This is a genomic window from Shewanella sp. ECSMB14102, from assembly GCF_000813075.1.
Lineage (GTDB): Bacteria > Pseudomonadota > Gammaproteobacteria > Enterobacterales > Shewanellaceae > Shewanella > Shewanella indica.
Genome location: NZ_JWGX01000008.1, coordinates 16,415 through 34,599 on the forward strand (window position 1 = coordinate 16,415; position 18,185 = coordinate 34,599).

Sequence of the window (18,185 nt, forward strand, 5' to 3'; positions counted from 1 at the left end):
CGCACAACAGCCGAGACAGATTGAGCTAGCAAGAAGCACTATCCGATGTTTAACAGAATTGAAACATTGGCAATAGGTCTATAAGACAAAAGTAGAAAAGTGTTAGCTAAATTAGCTTGATTATTTTTGTGGTTTGGGAATAACAGACTTAATATTTTGCAGAAGGAATTCTGAATGGTGGGTCGTGAAGGATTCGAACCTTCGACCAATTGGTTAAAAGCCAACTGCTCTACCGACTGAGCTAACGACCCATACAGATGGAGCATTCAGTGGTGGGTCGTGAAGGATTCGAACCTTCGACCAATTGGTTAAAAGCCAACTGCTCTACCGACTGAGCTAACGACCCACCTGGGTGTCACCCTATTCTCAGGCAAATGGTGGGTCGTGAAGGATTCGAACCTTCGACCAATTGGTTAAAAGCCAACTGCTCTACCGACTGAGCTAACGACCCAACATAACTGCCGAGGCAGACCGCAATAAATCAGTGGTGGGTCGTGAAGGATTCGAACCTTCGACCAATTGGTTAAAAGCCAACTGCTCTACCGACTGAGCTAACGACCCACTAAAAAGGTTTACGAAACATGAATTTGGTGGGTCGTGAAGGATTCGAACCTTCGACCAATTGGTTAAAAGCCAACTGCTCTACCGACTGAGCTAACGACCCATTCAAGTTTCGCCTCAGCAGGCCATGCCGTGCTGAGGGCGCCTATAATACCGCTTTGTGATTCTCATGCAAGTGTAAATTCCCGATTTTTTGTTGTTTGCATGAAAAACAAACTGGGCGGATGTTTTTTAGTTAAATCATGGTTTAATTGCCGCCAATTGCTGCTGTGCAATCCTTGCTGCAGCGCTGTTTGCGTACTGTTTCACCACTTGCTGATAGTAGTTCTTCGCCGCCGTTTTATCACCGGTTTTTTCGGCAATCAGCCCAAGTTTAACTAGACTGTCGGCCCGCTTACCCGATTCTTTAAAGTTATCGACCACATTGGCAAACGCAGTTTTGGCTTCGGCAAATTCATTCTTATTATAGAGCAGTTGCCCGAGCCAATAGTTGGCGTTATCGGCAAAGCCCGAATTGGGATACTGCTTGATAAAGTCACGAAATGCCGGAATTGCAGCGTCGTACTGACGCTCTTTCAGTACCAGGTCGACCGCCCTTTGATAACTGTCGGTCTCGGACAAAGACGAACTGGCCACCAGATTGGATGAGGTTTGACTGACGGCGGGCGCCGCCGGCTTGCTCTGCAGGTTGGCGATTTCGTCATAGAGCTGGCGCTGACGCTGCAGCATCTGGTTGATCTGATAGTTCTGTTGTTCGGTCAGGCCTCTGAGTTCCAGCACCTCTTGCTGCAGGGTATCCATTCTGCGCATGGTCTCAAACTCGGCTTGCTGACGGGCTTTGATGATCCGCTCAAGGCGGGCGATGCGATCCTCACTGGAACCGCCACCAATGTCTTCAACGGGCGCTGGGGCCGCATAAGCGACCCCAGTTCCCAGAAGCATGGCCGTGATAATAACGGCTTTCTTCATTCTTCAATATCCCTCTAATGCCGGGATCAGTACACCAGCACAGCGCGACGGTTCTTGGCAAAACCTTCGTCTGTGTGGCTCATATCCAACGGCTTCTCTTCACCATAGCTGACAATGCTCATCTGGCTTGGCAGTACGCCCATACCCTGCAGGTACTTGGCTACCGCCTTAGCGCGGCGCTCACCCAGAGCTATGTTATACTCAGGCGTACCGCGCTCGTCGGCGTGGCCTTCGATCAACACGCGTACGTTAGGGTGTTCAACCAGATAAGTGCCGTGGGCTTCCAGAATTTCAGCAAATTCTGTCTGCACTTCACTGCGGTCAAAATCAAAGTAGATGACGTGTTCTTTACGCAGTTCCTGGAACTTGAGGCGCTGCTGTTCTTCAGGGCTCAGCACCGGATTGGCACCCCCGATTTCCACACCGCCGGCACCACTACCGTACTCACTGCCGGAAGTTGTCGAACCGCTGGCGTCCGTTTCTGATTCTGAAGTTGAGCTACAGGCACCCAGAGCCAGTAATGGCACAGCGATTGCGATTGCCTTAAACAACTTGTTGAGATCCATCATGTTATCCTTCTGAAATATAAGTTATAGAAACGGTGACCAAGCGGGTGATTTCACCTCACCCTGCCCCACAGGCAACCGCGCCTTGAAGCGGCCATCGACAGATACCGCTGCCAGCACCTGCTTGCCGTTATAGGTGGTGCCATAAATCACCATGGTGCCGTTAGGGGCAACACTGGGTGATTCATCGAGCCGGGTTGAGGTCAACACCTGCATAAAACGCGTCTGCAGATCCATACGGGCAATATTGTATTTGCCGTTGGTTCTGTTGACGAAAATCATACTGCGGCCATCAGGGGTCACAGTTCCCCCCAGGTTCCACTCGCCTTCGAATGTCAGGCGGGTCACCTTGCCTGAGGCCAACTCTACCTGATATAGCTGGGGCCTGCCACCCCGCTCGGAAGTGAACAGCAGCGACTTACCATCGGGGAACCAAGTGGCTTCAGTATCAATGGCATAGTGGTTGGTGATCCGCTTGAGCGCGCCTGTGGCAATCTCTACTACATAGACCTCAGGTTGACCGTCGCGGGACAGAGTCAGCGCCAGCTTAGTCCCATCGGGCGAAAAGCTTGGCGAGCCGTTGATACCGGGAAAACTGGTAACCTTGGTGCGGCTCTGACTGTAGATATCCTGGACAAACACTTCGGCCTTTTTGTTTTCGAAACTGACATAGGCCAGCTTACGCCCGTCCGGAGACCAGGCCGGAGACATCAAAGGCTCAGGCGAGCGCAGCAGCATCTGTTCGTTGTAGCCATCGTAGTCGGCAATCATCAGGCGGTAAGGGTTTTTCTCCTGGTGATTGACCACCACATAGGCGATACGAGTCAGGAAGGCACCGCGGATCCCGGTCAGTTTCTCATAAACTATGTCACTGATCCTGTGAGCATACTGGCGAAATTGCGCTTCGCTGATAACGGTTTCGCGGCTATCCAGCAAGAGTTCGCTGCGGGACTGAGGGCCACCGGACTGCATCTGCGCCTTGACCAAGTCCACCAGGTCAAAGCTCACCAGATACTTACCGGCGCCATAGGGTTTCACATAGCCCATCACCACGGCTTCGGCAGAAACATTCTTCCAGGCGGCGGCATTGAACTCGTCCATCTTGCTGATGGCACGCTGACCCAGTGACAATTCATCCAATGGCTTGAAAGTACCGCTGCGGGTCAAATCGGACATCACTACATCCGAAATCGACTCTGGGGCCGGCCCGGCGCCCTGCCAAACAAATGGCACCACGGCAATGGGACGCGCGGCGTCCACCCCTTCGGTGATCACTATATCCAGTGCCGCCTTGGCCGGCAGCACCAGCACGGCCAGCAAACAGATAAGACTCTTGGCAATTCGTTTCATGGGGCTCCCTTAGTTGAATTCCGGTCTAACTTCTAAATTAATCTCTTTCATCAGCTGATACACATCGGGCTCCTGGGAAACCGGCAAACGCCCGGCTTTATTGATGGCGGCCTTGGCGGCGCGACATACCACAGGATCCCCTTCGATGATCTGGCTGTTGGTAACAAAGCCATCTTTGGCCAGACGCACCTTGACCTTACAGACTCTGCCGCGCATCGACTCGTCCACTACCAGATTGCGCTGAATAGTGGCGGTGATCATCGCTCGATAACGGTCGACTTCACTCATAACCTGACGATTGCGAGTCGCCGACAAGGCGGCTTGCTCGGCGGCCAGCGCATCGGCCAACTCCTGCTCCTGACGGCGACGGGCCTCTTCCTCGGCCTTGCGTTTACGCTCGGCTTCTTCTTTGGCCTTACGTTCAGCTTCTTTGCGTTTGCGCTCCTCTTCCGCTTTTTTGGCGGCTGCTTCTTCAGCCTTGCGTTTCTGCTCTGCCTTAAGAGCGGCCTCTTCGGCTTCCTTACGCTGCTGCTCCTTGGCCTTACGCTCGGCCTCGGCTTTCTGGGCCTTTTCTTTCTCCTGCTGCTCTTTCAGCTTGGCAACTTTGGCAGCGTCGGCAGCTTTCTGGGTCTCCAGTTCTTTTTGCTTGCGCTCGGCTTCGAGTTTGCGGATCCGTTCCTGCTCCTGCTCGCGGGCCTTTTTGGCCTCATTGGCCTGGCGATCCAGTTCCTGCTGCCGTTCGCGCTCGCGGCGCTCGGCGTCGGCCTTGTCCTGTTTCAGCTTCTGGACATAGTCATCCACTTTCTGCTGATCGACCACCACGGCCTGCACAGGCGCAGACTGGGCCTGTGGTGTCGGCAATTTGGGTTTGTCCTGAAAGTCCACGCCCATGGCCAGAATCGCAATAACCCCAATATGCAGCACAGCTGAGATGATAAAGGGGACAGTAAAATCAGATTTCCCAGCCACTTACTTCTCCTCTGGCGAATCTGTCATCAAACCGACCGAAGGCACGCCGGCATGTTGCAGCAACACCATCAGTTGGATTACCCGTTCGTAGGGAATAGCGCGATCGCCCTTGACCACCACGGGGCGATCCGGCTCCATCTTAATGATGGCGCTGACCCGGGTGCTGATCTCTTCCAGATCCAGCACCTCATTATTGGGTGAGCCACCCAAGTCGAGAAAATACTCACCCTCGGCATTGATAGAGGCCACCACTGGCGGCTTGCTGTCGGCGGGCAGCGGTTCGGCCTCACCCTGAGGCAAGTCCACCTTCACCCCTTGAGTCACAATCGGCGCCGTCACCATAAAGATGATCAACAGCACCAACATCACGTCGATATAGGGCACCACATTGATTTCAGCGACGGGGCGACGCCGCTTGCGCTGATATCCCTGCATCATACGGCTTCCTTATCGCTGTATGCCTGACGGTGCAATATGCCGGAGAACTCTTCCATAAAGTTGGCGTAGGAAGACTCGACCTTTTCCACCTGAGTAGAGAATCTGTTGTAGGCGATAACCGCAGGAATGGCGGCGAACAGGCCCATGGCGGTAGCAATAAGCGCTTCGGCAATACCCGGTGCCACCATGGCCAGAGTGGCATTTTCCACCGCGCCCAAGGCGATAAAGGAGTTCATGATCCCCCAAACTGTACCAAACAGGCCGATATAGGGACTGGTAGAGCCTATGGTTGCCAAGAGTGGCAGATGGGTTTCCAGCTTATCCAACTCTTTGGAGAGAGAGATCCGCATGGCGCGGTAGCTGCCATCCATAATGGCTTCTGGCACCCGGCCGTTCAGTTTCGACAGGCGGGCGTATTCCTTGAAGCCGGATACAAACATGGACTCAAGCCCTGAGTTGCTTTCCTGGCGGGCCGACAGCTCCTGGTACAAACGATTGAGATCCACACCGGACCAAAACTTCTCTTCGAAGCGTTCGGCATTTTGCCTGGCCGCTTTCAGGAGTTTGCGCCTCTGGATAATCACAGCCCAGGACGCGATAGACAGAGACAATAAGGTGAGCATCACCAGTTTTACCAACAAACTGGCCTGCATGAACAATCCAATAAACGAAATCTCAGCTTCCACCTTTTTTAAACTCCTGCAATATGTGTTGGGGAATGGCCAGTGGCCGCATGCGCTTGAGTGAAATACAGGCAACCAGAATGCTGGCCGCGCAATAACACTCACCCTCGGCATCTACCAGGCGCTGTTCAAACACCAAAGATGCCCGCTTCACTTCTGAGACACGGGTTTCCACCCAAAGGTTCTGCTCAAATCGCGCCGCCTTGCAGAAATCCAGCTCGGCGCGGCGTACCACAAAGGCGATATCCTGCTGCAACAGAGCGGTTTGGCTCACCGACATAGATCTGAGCCACTCACTTCGGGCTCTTTCAAAAAATTTCAAATAGTTGGAATGGTAAACCACCCCACCCGCGTCTGTGTCTTCATAATAGACAGTGATAGGCCAACGAAACATGCTTCCACTTGCTTTTAATGCGCCAAAAGTGAGGCCTACTATACCTTATCCACAATCCGCTTGTGAATGGCGGAAAAAGCAAAGGGGCCCGCAGGCCCCAGTTTATTTTTTCAAGGCTTAACTTAAGCTTAACCGTCGATTTTACTCGGCAGGGTCAAGCCAAAGTTGTGCCACAGGAAGGTGAAGATATCCGCCGCTTCATCTATCTTCATCGCCGTGGGTTTACCTGCGCCGTGACCAGCATTGGACTCGATACGCATGATAACCGGCTGATCCCCCTGCTGCTTGGCCTGCATCATGGCGGCAAACTTGAAGCTGTGCAGCGGCACCACCCTGTCATCATGATCGGCTGTCATCACCATAGTCGCAGGATAAGCCTGAGACTTGACGTTGTGATATGGCGAGTAAGCCAGCAGCGCCGGGAACTGCTCGGCATTGTCGGCACTGCCATATTCACTGGTCCAGGCCCAGCCTATGGTGAACTTGTGGAATCTGAGCATATCCAGTACCCCTACGGCGGGCAGTACGGCAGCAAACAGATCCGGTCTTTGGGTTACGGCGGCCCCCATCAACAGGCCACCGTTACTGCGGCCATAAGCGCCAAGTTTGCTCTTGTTGGTATAGCCCTGATCCAGCAGGTATTCGGCAGCGGCAAAATAGTCATCAAACACATTTTGCTTCTTGTCGAACATACCTGCCTGGTGCCAGCTCTCACCATATTCGGCGCCGCCACGCAGGCTGGGCACAGCATAGATGCCGCCCATATCCAACCAGGCGATATTGGCCGGGCTGAACCTTGGGGTCATGGAGATGGCAAAACCACCATAGGCGTACAGGAGTGTCGGGTTGGTGCCGTCTTTCTTCAGCCCTTTCTTGTAGGACAGCATCATGGGCACCTTGGTACCGTCCTTGCTGGTGTAGAACACCTGCTCGGATACGTAATCATCCGGATTAAAGGCGATTTTAGGGCTCTGGTACAGCTCGGACTCACCTGTCTTGAAGTCAAACTTATAGGTGGTCTGCGGCTGCACATAGCTGTTGAAGGTGTAATAGAAGTAGTCTTTACTGCGTTTGCCGTATGGGCCGGCAATCTTGCCTTTACCCGGCAGAGTCACGTCCTGGCGCTTGACGCCGCCCATGGAGTAGATGGACAGCTGCCCCAGCACGTCATGCAGTGAGCTCACCACCAGGTGATCATTAATGATACCAACACTGGCGATAGGGTCCTTTGTCTCAGGGATCACTGTCTTCCAGTCTTTTTTGGCCGGGTGGCGCAAATCTATGGCAATCACTTTGCCGTTGGGGGCATCGAGATCTGTCTTGAAGTAGAACACTGACTTGTCGTTACCGATAAAGCTGTACTCGGCTTCCAACTCGGAAATCAGCTCAACCACTTCCGCTTTTGGATCTTTGAGTGACTTATAGAAGAAGCGGTTGCGGCTGTCAGTTCCCTGGGAGATGGACAGCAACAGATAGTCACCGTCTTCAGAGACTCCAATACCAAAGCCCCAGTCCTTGTTTTGCGGTCTTTCATAAACCAGCTTGTCCTGGCTCTGATCTGTGCCCAGCTTATGGTAGTAAACCTTCTGATTGAAGTTGACATCGGCCATCTTGTCTCCGCCGGCCGGGGCATCATAACGGGCATAGAATACGCCTTCATTGGCGTGATCCCACACGGCAGAGGAGAATTTGATCCACTCCAGTTTGTCGCTGAGCAGCTTGCCGCTGGCAATATCCATAAACTGCCACTGTTGCCAGTCGGAGCCGGACTCAGAGACACCATAGGCCAGCACCTTGCCATCGTCACTCACTGACACACCTGACAGGGCAACTGTGCCCTTGTCGGAGAAAGCGTTGGGATCCAGCAACACCTTCTCATTCCCCTGCTTGTCTTTAACATAGAGCACTGACTGGGCCTGCAGGCCGTCATTGCGGTAGTAGAAGGTGTTGTCACCCTTTTCAAAAGGGGCAGAGATTTTTTCGTAGTTCCACAGGGTGGTGATCCTGTCGACTACCGCCTGTTTGTTGGGGATAGCCGACAGATACTCCTGTCCAAAAGCTTGCTGAGCCTTAACCCAGGCTTCTGTTTCCGGGGTGCTTTCTTCCAGGTGGCGATAAGGATCGGCAACCTGAACACCGTGAATGTTTTCAACCAGCACTTCGGCGCGGGTCGCCGGATACTGGGATTTAACAGCAGCCAGCGAACTCTGGCCATTTGGGGTATCTGTGCTCTGGCAGGCGCCGAGCGCCAGGCTCAAGCCTACAGCCAACAGCATAGGGCGAGCCAATTTTGTAGTTATTGTCATGGAAACTTCCTGTCCGACTAAATAAAGAGGCGTACAGCGGCGTTTTAGCAAAAAAATGCAAACGCAGCGACTTGCAAAGTACTATACAAGCAAAAAAAACCGACACAATCGTCAAATTGCAATCTGTGCAAGGATTGAACAATGACAAATGTTAATAAAACGGCAACAAGGATTAATTATATAAATTGCAGATTTATGCAGCCACATTGAGTAAAGAAGCGAAACACGGGCTATAACTGCATTTACGTGATTTACATCACCTTTGTGACATTAGTTTTACTTATCTCATGACGTAGTTTTTCTCGCTTGTTGCTGACACATTCTGTCACTAAAATATGCCTCGTTTTCAGGAAGTATTTACCCCGGTAAATATGAAAACCAAGAACTTCAAAACTGTTGTGTAGCTTTCATGGCAGTTTTCCCTGGTTCTTATGCTTGACTTCCTTCCTTCAATTTGTTGATTGCAATGATTTTATTTTTTGCGGCCCGCTTGTTTCAAGCGGGCTTTTTTTTATGTTTTAATCTCTTTTTGAAGGTTTGATTTGCAAAACCTTATAAGCCCTACGCGCTTTGCTGAGCCACACCGCGGATACGGCACCTAGCTCTGAAATCAACTTTTCCAAAGACAACAAGGACCCGTATGTCACTGCTACGTTTACTGTTTGCTCACCTATTACTGCTGGTTGGCGCATTTTCGGCTTATGTCTGTATTTTTGGTGCCTTCCAGAGCCTGCCGGAGCAACAACCGGCAAAATACTTTATGGTTATCTTTGGTGCCTTGCTGGCGGCTGTTAGTCTCACCCTCGCCGGTTTTCTCAACCGCCGCCGTAACTGGCGCCGCTCAAGCGGTATCGCCTTGTTGGCGGCAGCAGGTTTGGCGCTTCTGATCATAGTTTCCGATGCATCATACCAAGACACGGTCCAGTTACCGCCGATGATCGCCTTGAACGATTATGCTGTCGGTGGGCCCGTGATTATGTTGGTGCTGATACTCGGTGGTCAGCTGCTATGGCGAGGCATAAAGCAGAATCAAAGGGCTGATATCCTTGACTCTAATTAATTCAGACTAGCTGAACAAGGAACAGACTAAGTCTCCTTCTAACCATCACCGCCTCTGTGTATGACAATGCAATGAAAAAGAAGAAAAAGCCTATTCCCAGGTGATTCTTATCTGCCCCCGGAATTATCAGTTTAGCGCCTGTGACCTTGGCTCGTAAGCGTCGGTTCCCCACAGCGGCACAGTGGACAGGGCGTGCTTGTGACTGCCGTTGGTTTCCTTGGTGGAATAAGACAGATACAGGAGTGTCTGGTGTTCACTGTCATAGATACGCCTCACCTTGAGGCTTTTGAACAAGATGCTCAAGGACTCGGTAAACACTATCTCGCCCTTCTTACCCAGTTCGATACCGGCCAGTTGCGCCTTGGTTATCGGCCCGGTCTGGCGACAGCTGATACTCATATCAGATGGATCGGCAAAATCCAAATTGGCCTCTATGCGGCTGATATGACAAGTAACACCGGGCAGTTTGGGATCTGTCTTGGCATCTATGATCACATCTTTGGTGGTGAATACGCCCAGGCTGACCTTACCGACATCATCGCCACACCCGGCGAGCAAGCTTGTCGCCACAGTAGCAACCAAGGCGGCCAAGAGTGGCGTTTTTTTCAGTGCCATGAAGAATCCTCTTTCAATTAAAGTGCAATTTAACGGTACAGGCGCTCAGCCCAACGGGTCAAGCCGGCCACCACAGAGCCGAAGTGGTCGCCACTGACCAAAGTCACATCCGGGAAACGCGCGCGGATCTGCTCGGTAATATACGGGCTCTTGGCGCTGCCACCTGTGAGATAAATGACATCCGGCTGACATCCCCCTTCCGCCAAAGCCTGGGTGATGAGCTTGTGCACAGTTTCAAGCGATTCATCAATGGCGGCCACAAAGGTGGCGGCATCAACATTCACCATCAAAGGCTGCGGTTTGGGCGCTTCGACAAAACCTATATCCATAGCGGCTTGCTTACTGTCACTCAGGGCGATTTTAAGCTGCTCGGCACTGCGCACCAAACGATAACCCAGCTGATCTTTTTGCACCTTTAATAAGCGCGCAAGTTTCGCCTGCTCTTTGGCATCCCGTTGCAGCTCCTCAATCAACTTGCGACTACTCAAGGCAGAGAATTCCCGCTGGGCACTGACATCGTTGACGGCGACCGCATTCCAGAAAGGCTGCCTTGGCATAGGCTTGCCTGTGATCAGCGCACTGCCGAGCCCCAAGTGCGGCATAAAACCGGCCATCGCCAGGGCGATATCCAGATCGTTACCCCCTACCCTTTGACCACTGTGGCCCAGGCAGTCGTCACTGCGATCTTTCTTGTCTTTAAGCTCAGGCCCCATGCGCACAAACGAGCAGTCGCTGGTGCCGCCGCCAATATCCACCACCAGCACCCGCTGCTCCCGGGTGAGTGTCGACTCAAACTCAAGGGCAGCTGCCATAGGCTCATACAGAAAGGCCACATCGGTGAACCCGGCGCGCCGGGCCCCTTGGGTCAAAATAGCCTCGGCTTGCTTGTTGCTTTGCTCGCCGCCAATGCCCTGAAAGTTAACCGGGCGCCCTATCACCACCTGGGAAATCGCCTGTTTCAGGCTCTGCTGCGCCCGGGTATGAATTTCCTGCATCATCAAGGTGACGATATCTTCAAACAACGCCATCTGATTGCTGAGCAGGCCCGAAGCGCCAAGGAATGACTTGGGTGAGCGAACATAGAAGCCCTCTTCCGGCATCTCCATATAGGTTTCAATCGCCTGATTGCCGATGAATACCGCTTGCTCATTGGCAAGTAAATCCAGCTCCAAGCGCGCGATTCTGGCGCGACTCAACTCGGCGGCGCGTTTGGGTTTGAAATCAGCCTGGGCCGCCAAAGGCAAGCGCTGCAGCACAGATTCGGAAATGAGTTCCCGCTCCATGGCATAAATGGTCGACGGCATATAGTTGCCATCCTCGGCCAGAGGCAAAAGCCGGGTCTGGCCCTCCTCCATCACGCCAATAGCGCAGTTGGCACTGCCATAGTCAAAACCTGCAAACATTCCGTCCTCCTGCTTTCGCTGGCTCGAAGTGGCCAGGGCGCCGCTTTTTGCTTTGAAGACAAAGCCTCAGCGCCCGCTCCCGGCCAGGAAACCGGCCGAGAAAAAAGAGCGCAACATAGCATAAGCAGGGCAGAAAACCCAATCGTCAATATCGCTCTCTTTGACCAAAGTAGGGGATTGTCATTCTTTCGACATAAATTCGCTCTACCCTTAGGGAACGCTTCTTGCGTTCTGGCAAAGGACAAAGGACTAAAACCATTTGCTGGAACCACGCCTTGCATCCAGGTCTGTAAGCCGACGCGGAGCACAGATGGGAATTGTTCGCACCTTCCTTAGCGCCGGCGCAACCCCGAATTCAAACCTGAGCCGGGCCCAAATAGCGTAAAACCCTGAAACTGCGCCCCGCCTTTATTCTCTGATTACAAGCGGATATCGGAGTGTTATTGTATATCTGCCGGGCTTTATCTATGCCCGGCGTCTGCTCACGAGGAGTCTTTGCCGTGTCACCGTCCGTCGAAAAATTTTCTCTGGATAAGGAGCTTTCCTGGCTGTCTTTCAATGAAAGAGTCTTGCAGGAAGCGGCCGATCCTCTGGTTCCTCTGGTGGAACGGGTTCGCTTTCTGGGCATATTTTCCAACAACATGGATGAGTTCTTCCGGGTTAGGGTTGCTGCGGTGCGCCGCTCGATTCTGTTATCCAGCCTGCAGGAAGGTCGCAACTCCAGTCGCCATTTGATGGCCAAGATCCAGACCAAGGTCTTGATACTGCAAGAGCGTTTCGATGCCATTTACGGCGAGTTAATGCGGGAACTGGCAAGACACAGCATCTTTCTCATCAATGAGAAACAACTGAGCGACTTTCATAGCCAATGGCTGAAAAAGCACTTCAAGGATCAGCTCAAGCGCCACATCACGCCGCTTATCCTCAGTAACCGTTCCGAACTGTTCAAACAACTCAACGATGACACCACTTATCTGGCGGTATGCCTATACAGCCGGGAAAAACGTCAGTACGCCCTTGTGGAAGTGCCCACCAAGAATGTGCCACGTTTCATCCAACTGCCGGCAGAAACCTCAAAGCGCCGCAAGCATTTGATCTTGCTCGATAACATAATAAGGCACTGTGTCGATGAGCTATTCGCCCCCTTCTTCGAATATGAAGAGATCGAAGTCTTCTCCATGAAGCTGACCCGCGACGCCGACTTCGATCTCACCGATGAGCTGGAACAGAGCCAACTGGAAAAGCTCACCAAGGGACTGAAAAAGCGCCTCACCGCCGAGCCTGTGCGTCTGGTGTATGACAAAGAGATGCCGGAGCATATGCTGAGCATGCTTACGGCGCAGCTGAATATCTCCAATACCGAGTGCCTGATCCCCGGAGGCCGTTACCACAGCTTCAAGGACTTTATCGGCTTTCCCAATCCAGGGCGCAAATACCTGGAAAACGACAAGCTTCCGGCACTGGACTCGGCCGGATTCAGTGTCTGTGCCAACAAGTTTGACGCCATTCGCCGCGGCGATATCATGCTTTATTACCCCTATCACAAGTTTTCCCACTTTACCGAGCTGGTGCGCCAGGCGGCCTATGATCCTGCCGTCAAGTTCATCAAAATCAGCCTCTATCGGGTCGCAAGAAAGTCCCATATCATCCAGTCGCTGATAGATGCGGTGAAGAACGGCAAACAGGTCACCACTGTGATTGAGCTCAGGGCCCGTTTCGATGAGCAGGCCAATATCGAGTGGAGTCGGGTGCTGGCCGAGGCTGGTGTCAAGGTACACCATGGGATCCCAAGTTTGAAGGTTCATGCCAAGATGTGCCTTATCGGCCGCGAAGAAGCCGGCGCCATTCGACTCTATGGCCATATTGGCTCAGGCAACTTCAACGAGGGCACGGCCAGGGTGTATACCGACCTTTCGCTGTTTACCGCCAATCAGGAAATTACCGCCGAGATAGAACAGGTATTTGAGTTGATTGAGCACCCCTACAGACGAGATAATTTCCAGCACCTGATAGTCTCTCCCTATGATGCGCGCCAGAAGCTGACCGGCCTTATCGAACAGGAGATCATCAATGCCCAAAGCGGCATCAAGGCCGCCATCACCCTCAAGCTCAATAATCTGGTGGATGAGGCGATGATCCAAAAGCTGTACGAGGCTTCCAGCGCCGGCGTCAAAATCCGTCTGCTTATTCGCGGCATGTGCGCGCTTATTCCCAATATTCCCGGGATCAGCAACAATATTGAGGTCTTCAGCATAGTGGACAGATTCCTCGAGCACTCGCGGGTAATGCTGTTTCACTCAGGCGGCGAAAACAAACTCTTTCTCTGCTCTGCCGACTGGATGGGACGTAATATCGATAACCGTATTGAAGTCAGCACTCCGGTTTATGATCCCGCTCTCAAACAGATGATCCTCGATACCCTGGCGCTGCAATTTGCCGACAACATCAAGGCGCGGGTGATCAACAAAGATCAATCCAGCCCCTACCGTAAGCGGGGTAACAAGCGTAAGGTAAGATCCCAGATAGCCATACATCAGTATCTGGGCAACTACGAAAAACAGCGGCAACTGGATCTGACCCAACCCCAGGAACCGAAGTAATAGCAAAATGAGGACCACCTTGACTGCAACACCCAAGCATTTTGTCGCCGTGGATATGGGCTCCAACAGCTTTCATCTGGTGATAGCCCGCGAGCAGGATGGCAGCATTCAGATCCTGCATAAAGAGAAACGTCTGGTACAGTTGGCCGAGGGGCTAGATCGGGACAACAGGCTGGATAATGACGCCATAGCGCGCGGTCTCGCCTGCCTCAAGGATTTCAACCTCAGGTTTTCTACTCTGGATCAGGCCAGAGTCAGACTGGTGGCCACCCACACTCTGAGAGTCGCCCGTAACCGTGAGGCCTTTATCGAGGCTGCCAGGGCCATTATGCCCTACCCGGTCGAAGTGGTATCCGGCCATGAAGAGGCGCGCCTTATCTACAAGGGCATAGCCCACAGCCAGGAGCTGGCACAGCGCAACCTCATCATAGATATCGGTGGAGGCTCCACCGAGGTGGTGCTTGGCCAAAAGACTCAGGCGCAGATACTCTCGAGCCTGCGCTGTGGTTGCGTCAGTTATAACCAGAAATACTTTGTCGACGGTAAGCTGACGTTGGAGAACTTTCGCGCCGCCCAGGCAGCGGCCGATAAACAGTTTGCCTCGCTGGCCAAGGAATATTTCAGCGGCCATTGGGACCTCACTCTCGGCAGCTCAGGCAGTGTCAAGGCCATCTGCGAAGCGATGCAGCACTTCTTCAACGATGAAACCATCACTCTGCCCAGGCTCAAGCAGTTAAAACAGCAGTTGCTCAGCTGGGGTCATGTGGATCAGATTGAACTGCCGCAGGTGGACAGCAAACGTGCACCTTTGCTACCGGCTGGGCTGGCTATCTTGATCAGTTTCTTCAAGAGGCTGCCGGTCACCGAGTTGCAGTTTGCTCAAGGGGCACTGCGCGAAGGCGTACTTTACGAACTTGCCGGGATCAGCCAATTCGGTGATGTCAGCGGCCGCACCGTCCAAAGCATGGCCAAACTCTATCATGTGGACTTGAACCATGCCGCCAAGGTGGCCACTTCGGCCAAACAGCTGTTTGATGCCGTGGCCGACGGTTGGCAACTCGAGTCCTGGCGCGCCCTGCTGGAACATGCGGTGAAACTGCATGAGATAGGGATCCATATCAACTCCCGCGCTCACCACAAACACGGTGCCTACATCATAGCCAATAGCGACCTGCCCGGTTTCAGCCAAGAGCAGCAACAGCTGTTGGCACTGCTGATTGGCAACCAGCGCAAGAAACCCAACCTGGAGGCGCTGGCACAACTGGAGCCCGCTCAGAAATTACGCCTCATCCGCCTAATGGCGCTGCTGCGGCTCGCCGTACTGCTGAATCTCGGCCGTATCGCCCGCAGCTTGAAAATCACCCGGGTAAAACCCACGGCAACAGGGATGCAGATAAGCCTGCCCGAACCGCGTCAACGTATCAGCCTGTTTGCCAAAGACTTGCAGCGGGAGCAAAAGCAGCTCGCCCAGTTGGGCTTTGAGCTGCAGATAAGTTATGTCGATGTGTGACTAGGCTCTTCTTATATCCGTAACTGTGGTTAATTAATGGCTGGGGTTAATCAATGACTGTGGCTGTGATGCCCACCTTCAAGCTGCTGCCCATCTGCCGAGTAGAAGCCTGAGCTGCCATGTTGAATAAAGCCCTGGGTGATCATCTTGGCAATAAAAGGGTCAGACTCACTGTCGCCCACATCGGCAAAGTCGAGATCCTGGAAACCTGAGGTAAGCCGCTTGAAACTCTCCTGGCTCACAGGCGTCAGTTTGCTGAGCCGATAAACAATATGCTGCTCACCTTGAGTAATGGTCATCTCGGCCGGCAGTTCCAACTCGCTTATCCAGCTCAGTTGCATAGACTGCTGCTCGGTGGCGCTTTTGTTCGCGTGACTATGGTTTTCTTCATGACCCTTGCTCTTAAAGGAATAGCTCTGACGGGTGAAGCAGCTATCTTGCAGGCTTTGGCCCTTTTCAAATTGACTCAAGGCTGCAGGCGATATCAGATGAAACTGCCTATCGAGATCGGTGCGAATGTTCAGCGCCAAGAGATCGCCGCGGCGATAGCTGATAGAGCGTTTCTCCTGGGGGAAATAACGCACATACTCGCCATTTTTATGCCAAGCCTCATAGCTGACAGGGCTGCGTTGATAGATGATGGTATCGTCAAAGCGCGTCAGGATCAGTTGCTGCTGCCTGGCCTGCTCACCACTGCCAACAGTGATCTGATAGCTGGCTTGAAAACGGCCGGGTTTGGCGGCACAAACATTAGCATCATTGCCAATTGAGCCGCCCGCTTTGACATGGGCGTGCTCCTGGCTGCCTGGCTGGTTGCTGGCAGACTGGGTATTGGCCATGGCAAACTGCCCCAGCGAAGCTGTGAGCCCCAAAGCGAGTGAAAACGTGAGTGGGCGACAAAGAACGCGAGGGGCTGTGCAATGAGCTGTGCGAGGAGCGATATGAAGCGCTACGCGGGAAAAAAAGGGAAACGCTGGCTTGAATGTTACACGGGACATAATAAACCTACTGATATGACTCTAAAACAAAAGACTAAAACCAAAGAAGCAGCCTGGCACCCTGCCTGAAACTAAGGATAAGCAGGGGCATCAGGCTGCGAAACGCTAAACTTTATTGCGCCGCGGCGGCCTCGGCCTTTTTAACCAAATCACCGGCAAAGTTCATCACATGGAAGATGTGGTTCTGCTCAACCGTACCCTGAACCAGACTGGCACCCGGGCCGCGAGCGAAGATGGCCACATCTTCACCGGCATGGGTTTCACTTGCCAGCGGCACCAATGCTTCCTGATGGAACCCCACACTCTGGGTGTCTATGTAGTTCAGATCCACGCGTCCAGGCTCGGCGGCATAGTTGTATCGCTCATCGCCACCGGTCGCCAGCGAGCCAAAGCCCAGACCATTGGCATAACCAACAGTGGTATAAGGCATGCCGTTGGCATCGGTAGAGTTGGTGACCGACGGCTGACCGTTGGCGTCGTTACTCTTCACCAGACCCAGGATAGGATTACCTCGGGTCGGATAGCCGGCGATGGTGAACACATGGCTGTGGTCAGCAGTAACCATCAGCAAGGTGTCATTGGCCGAGGTCTTCTCCATGGCGATACGTACCGCCTCAGACAAGGCTATGGTGTCGTACAGAGCGCGGGCCGCATTACCGGCATGGTGAGCATGGTCGATACGACCGGCTTCAACGATCAGGACAAAGCCTTTGTCGTTCTTTTTCAGAATATCGATACTCTTGGCCGTCATCTCTGCCAGAGAAGGCTCGCCGGTAACGCCAGCCTCGACTCTGTCGTAGTCATATTCCATGTGAGAGGAATTAAACAGCCCCAGCGCATGCTCTGTGGTGCCGGTATCCATCGCCAGGAAACTGTCGCGGTCGGTAACGTAACTGGCATTGGAGTACTGAGACAACCACTCGGCGGTCAGATCGCGACCATCGTTACGCTTACCCGCTTTGCCTTCTGGATCGATAGTGGTTTTGGGAATAAAGGCGCGGCGACCACCGCCCATAACCACATTGATCCCTTTGCCGTTATTGAAGTCCAGCATCTGGGCGGCAATGTCTTTACAGCCGTTGCTGACGGCTTCGGCCGGCAAGTTGCTGTCCGCTTCCCAGTCGCGATCCGGCACATGGGCATAAGTGGCAGCCGGGGTAGCGTGAGTGATACGTGCGGTCGAAACCACACCGGTAGCCATACCCGCCATGGCGGCCAGTTCCAGCGAAGTCGCCAGGTTTTGACCCCTGGTGGAAGAACAAACGCCGCGCTCAACACCTTCAGCCTGTGAGATCACGCCAACGTCCGTCTTCACCCCGGTGACCATGGCCGTCATGGTGCCGGCCGAATCCGGGGTTTGACCATCGACATTATAAGTCTTGGCCAGGCCAAGATAAGGCAGAGTCTCAAAGGAAAGTGAGTTTTCCTCTCCGGTTTGCCCCTTGAGCTGACCATCGAGGATCCGCGCCGCTGTCACAGTTGAAACGCCCATGCCATCACCGACAAACAAGATGATGTTTTTCGCCGCACCCGCCTGGGTGTTATTGCTCATATTGGACGCCTTGGTGACGCGGTTTTGACCATCGACATACCATTGATTAACGGCGGTCCAGTCTTTTCCGTCACTGCCGTTGCTTCCATCTGTGCCCGGAGTGCCTGCGTTGCCGTCCTTGCCGTTATCACCGTCACTTCCACAGGCCGCCAGGCCGAGAATCGCGGCCAAAGACAGTACCAGTAATTTCTTATTCATTTCCTTGCTCCCA

General features: G+C 53.2%; 16 protein-coding genes and 5 tRNA genes. 4 read left to right on the top strand and 17 right to left on the bottom strand.

Annotated features, from left to right (window positions below; genetic code table 11):
• Positions 1 to 175: 175 nt before the first annotated feature.
• From RC73_RS03525 to RC73_RS03585, 13 genes are all read right to left on the bottom strand, one after another.
• A tRNA-Lys gene (locus RC73_RS03525) sits at positions 176 to 251 on the bottom strand.
• 19 nt (positions 252 to 270) lie between these two features.
• A tRNA-Lys gene (locus RC73_RS03530) sits at positions 271 to 346 on the bottom strand.
• Between the two features lie 29 nt (positions 347 to 375).
• A tRNA-Lys gene (locus RC73_RS03535) sits at positions 376 to 451 on the bottom strand.
• Between the two features lie 34 nt (positions 452 to 485).
• Positions 486 to 561 (bottom strand) — tRNA-Lys (locus RC73_RS03540).
• A gap of 27 nt (positions 562 to 588) precedes the next feature.
• Positions 589 to 664, bottom strand: a tRNA-Lys gene (locus tag RC73_RS03545).
• A 137-nt stretch (positions 665 to 801) separates the two neighbouring features.
• A complete protein-coding gene (gene ybgF, locus RC73_RS03550; protein ID WP_039033351.1) occupies positions 802 to 1,530 on the bottom strand; it encodes a tol-pal system protein YbgF in 729 nt (242 codons plus the stop codon).
• A 26-nt stretch (positions 1,531 to 1,556) separates the two neighbouring features.
• Positions 1,557 to 2,096 carry a peptidoglycan-associated lipoprotein Pal gene (pal, locus tag RC73_RS03555; protein WP_039033352.1) on the bottom strand — a complete coding sequence of 180 codons (540 nt, stop codon included), beginning with the start codon at positions 2,094 to 2,096 and terminating at the stop codon, positions 1,557 to 1,559.
• 24 nt (positions 2,097 to 2,120) lie between these two features.
• Complete coding sequence (gene tolB, locus RC73_RS03560) at positions 2,121 to 3,446, bottom strand: Tol-Pal system beta propeller repeat protein TolB (protein WP_039033353.1); 1,326 nt, start codon at positions 3,444 to 3,446, stop codon at positions 2,121 to 2,123.
• A 9-nt stretch (positions 3,447 to 3,455) separates the two neighbouring features.
• A complete protein-coding gene (gene tolA / locus RC73_RS03565) occupies positions 3,456 to 4,415 on the bottom strand; it encodes a cell envelope integrity protein TolA (RefSeq protein WP_039033354.1) in 960 nt (319 codons plus the stop codon).
• Positions 4,416 to 4,853, bottom strand: coding sequence for a protein TolR (tolR, locus tag RC73_RS03570; protein WP_039033355.1), 438 nt, complete (start codon positions 4,851 to 4,853; stop codon positions 4,416 to 4,418). It abuts the gene before it with no gap.
• A complete protein-coding gene (gene tolQ / locus RC73_RS03575; RefSeq protein ID WP_025011953.1) occupies positions 4,850 to 5,539 on the bottom strand; it encodes a protein TolQ in 690 nt (229 codons plus the stop codon). Before tolQ ends, tolR begins: the two co-directional genes overlap by 4 nt.
• On the bottom strand, positions 5,529 to 5,930 hold the full coding sequence (gene ybgC / locus RC73_RS03580) for a tol-pal system-associated acyl-CoA thioesterase (RefSeq protein WP_039033356.1): 402 nt from the start codon (positions 5,928 to 5,930) through the stop codon (positions 5,529 to 5,531). Before ybgC ends, tolQ begins: the two co-directional genes overlap by 11 nt.
• A 128-nt stretch (positions 5,931 to 6,058) precedes the next feature.
• Complete coding sequence (locus RC73_RS03585; protein WP_039033357.1) at positions 6,059 to 8,236, bottom strand: prolyl oligopeptidase family serine peptidase; 2,178 nt, start codon at positions 8,234 to 8,236, stop codon at positions 6,059 to 6,061.
• Between the two features lie 640 nt (positions 8,237 to 8,876).
• On the opposite strand from RC73_RS03585, the gene RC73_RS03590 reads away from it, so the two are divergent.
• Complete coding sequence (locus RC73_RS03590; protein WP_039033358.1) at positions 8,877 to 9,296, top strand: hypothetical protein; 420 nt, start codon at positions 8,877 to 8,879, stop codon at positions 9,294 to 9,296.
• A gap of 126 nt (positions 9,297 to 9,422) precedes the next feature.
• Here the strand turns inward: RC73_RS03590 and RC73_RS03595 are convergent, their stop codons facing one another.
• Together RC73_RS03595 and yegD are read right to left on the bottom strand one after the other, a co-directional pair.
• On the bottom strand, positions 9,423 to 9,911 hold the full coding sequence (locus tag RC73_RS03595) for a CreA family protein (protein ID WP_039033359.1): 489 nt from the start codon (positions 9,909 to 9,911) through the stop codon (positions 9,423 to 9,425).
• Positions 9,912 to 9,940: 29 nt separating this feature from the next.
• A complete protein-coding gene (gene yegD, locus RC73_RS03600; protein WP_039033360.1) occupies positions 9,941 to 11,314 on the bottom strand; it encodes a molecular chaperone in 1,374 nt (457 codons plus the stop codon).
• A gap of 467 nt (positions 11,315 to 11,781) precedes the next feature.
• On the opposite strand from yegD, the gene ppk1 reads away from it, so the two are divergent.
• Together ppk1 and ppx are read left to right on the top strand one after the other, a co-directional pair.
• Positions 11,782 to 13,914, top strand: a complete 2,133-nt coding sequence (gene ppk1, locus RC73_RS03605; protein ID WP_052247975.1) for a polyphosphate kinase 1 — start codon at positions 11,782 to 11,784, stop codon at positions 13,912 to 13,914.
• A 19-nt stretch (positions 13,915 to 13,933) separates the two neighbouring features.
• Positions 13,934 to 15,424 carry an exopolyphosphatase gene (gene ppx / locus RC73_RS03610; protein ID WP_039033451.1) on the top strand — a complete coding sequence of 497 codons (1,491 nt, stop codon included), beginning with the start codon at positions 13,934 to 13,936 and terminating at the stop codon, positions 15,422 to 15,424.
• Positions 15,425 to 15,474: 50 nt separating this feature from the next.
• Here ppx and RC73_RS03615 read toward each other — a convergent pair whose 3' ends face one another.
• Positions 15,475 to 16,263 carry a hypothetical protein gene (locus RC73_RS03615; protein WP_200887984.1) on the bottom strand — a complete coding sequence of 263 codons (789 nt, stop codon included), beginning with the start codon at positions 16,261 to 16,263 and terminating at the stop codon, positions 15,475 to 15,477.
• 102 nt (positions 16,264 to 16,365) lie between these two features.
• Between RC73_RS03615 and RC73_RS21365 the strand changes: the two genes are divergently transcribed.
• On the top strand, positions 16,366 to 16,491 hold the full coding sequence (locus RC73_RS21365; protein ID WP_267959611.1) for a hypothetical protein: 126 nt from the start codon (positions 16,366 to 16,368) through the stop codon (positions 16,489 to 16,491).
• Between the two features lie 43 nt (positions 16,492 to 16,534).
• On the opposite strand, the gene RC73_RS03620 is transcribed toward RC73_RS21365, so the two are convergent.
• Positions 16,535 to 18,172 carry an alkaline phosphatase gene (locus RC73_RS03620; RefSeq protein ID WP_039033362.1) on the bottom strand — a complete coding sequence of 546 codons (1,638 nt, stop codon included), beginning with the start codon at positions 18,170 to 18,172 and terminating at the stop codon, positions 16,535 to 16,537.
• Positions 18,173 to 18,185: the final 13 nt, after the last annotated feature.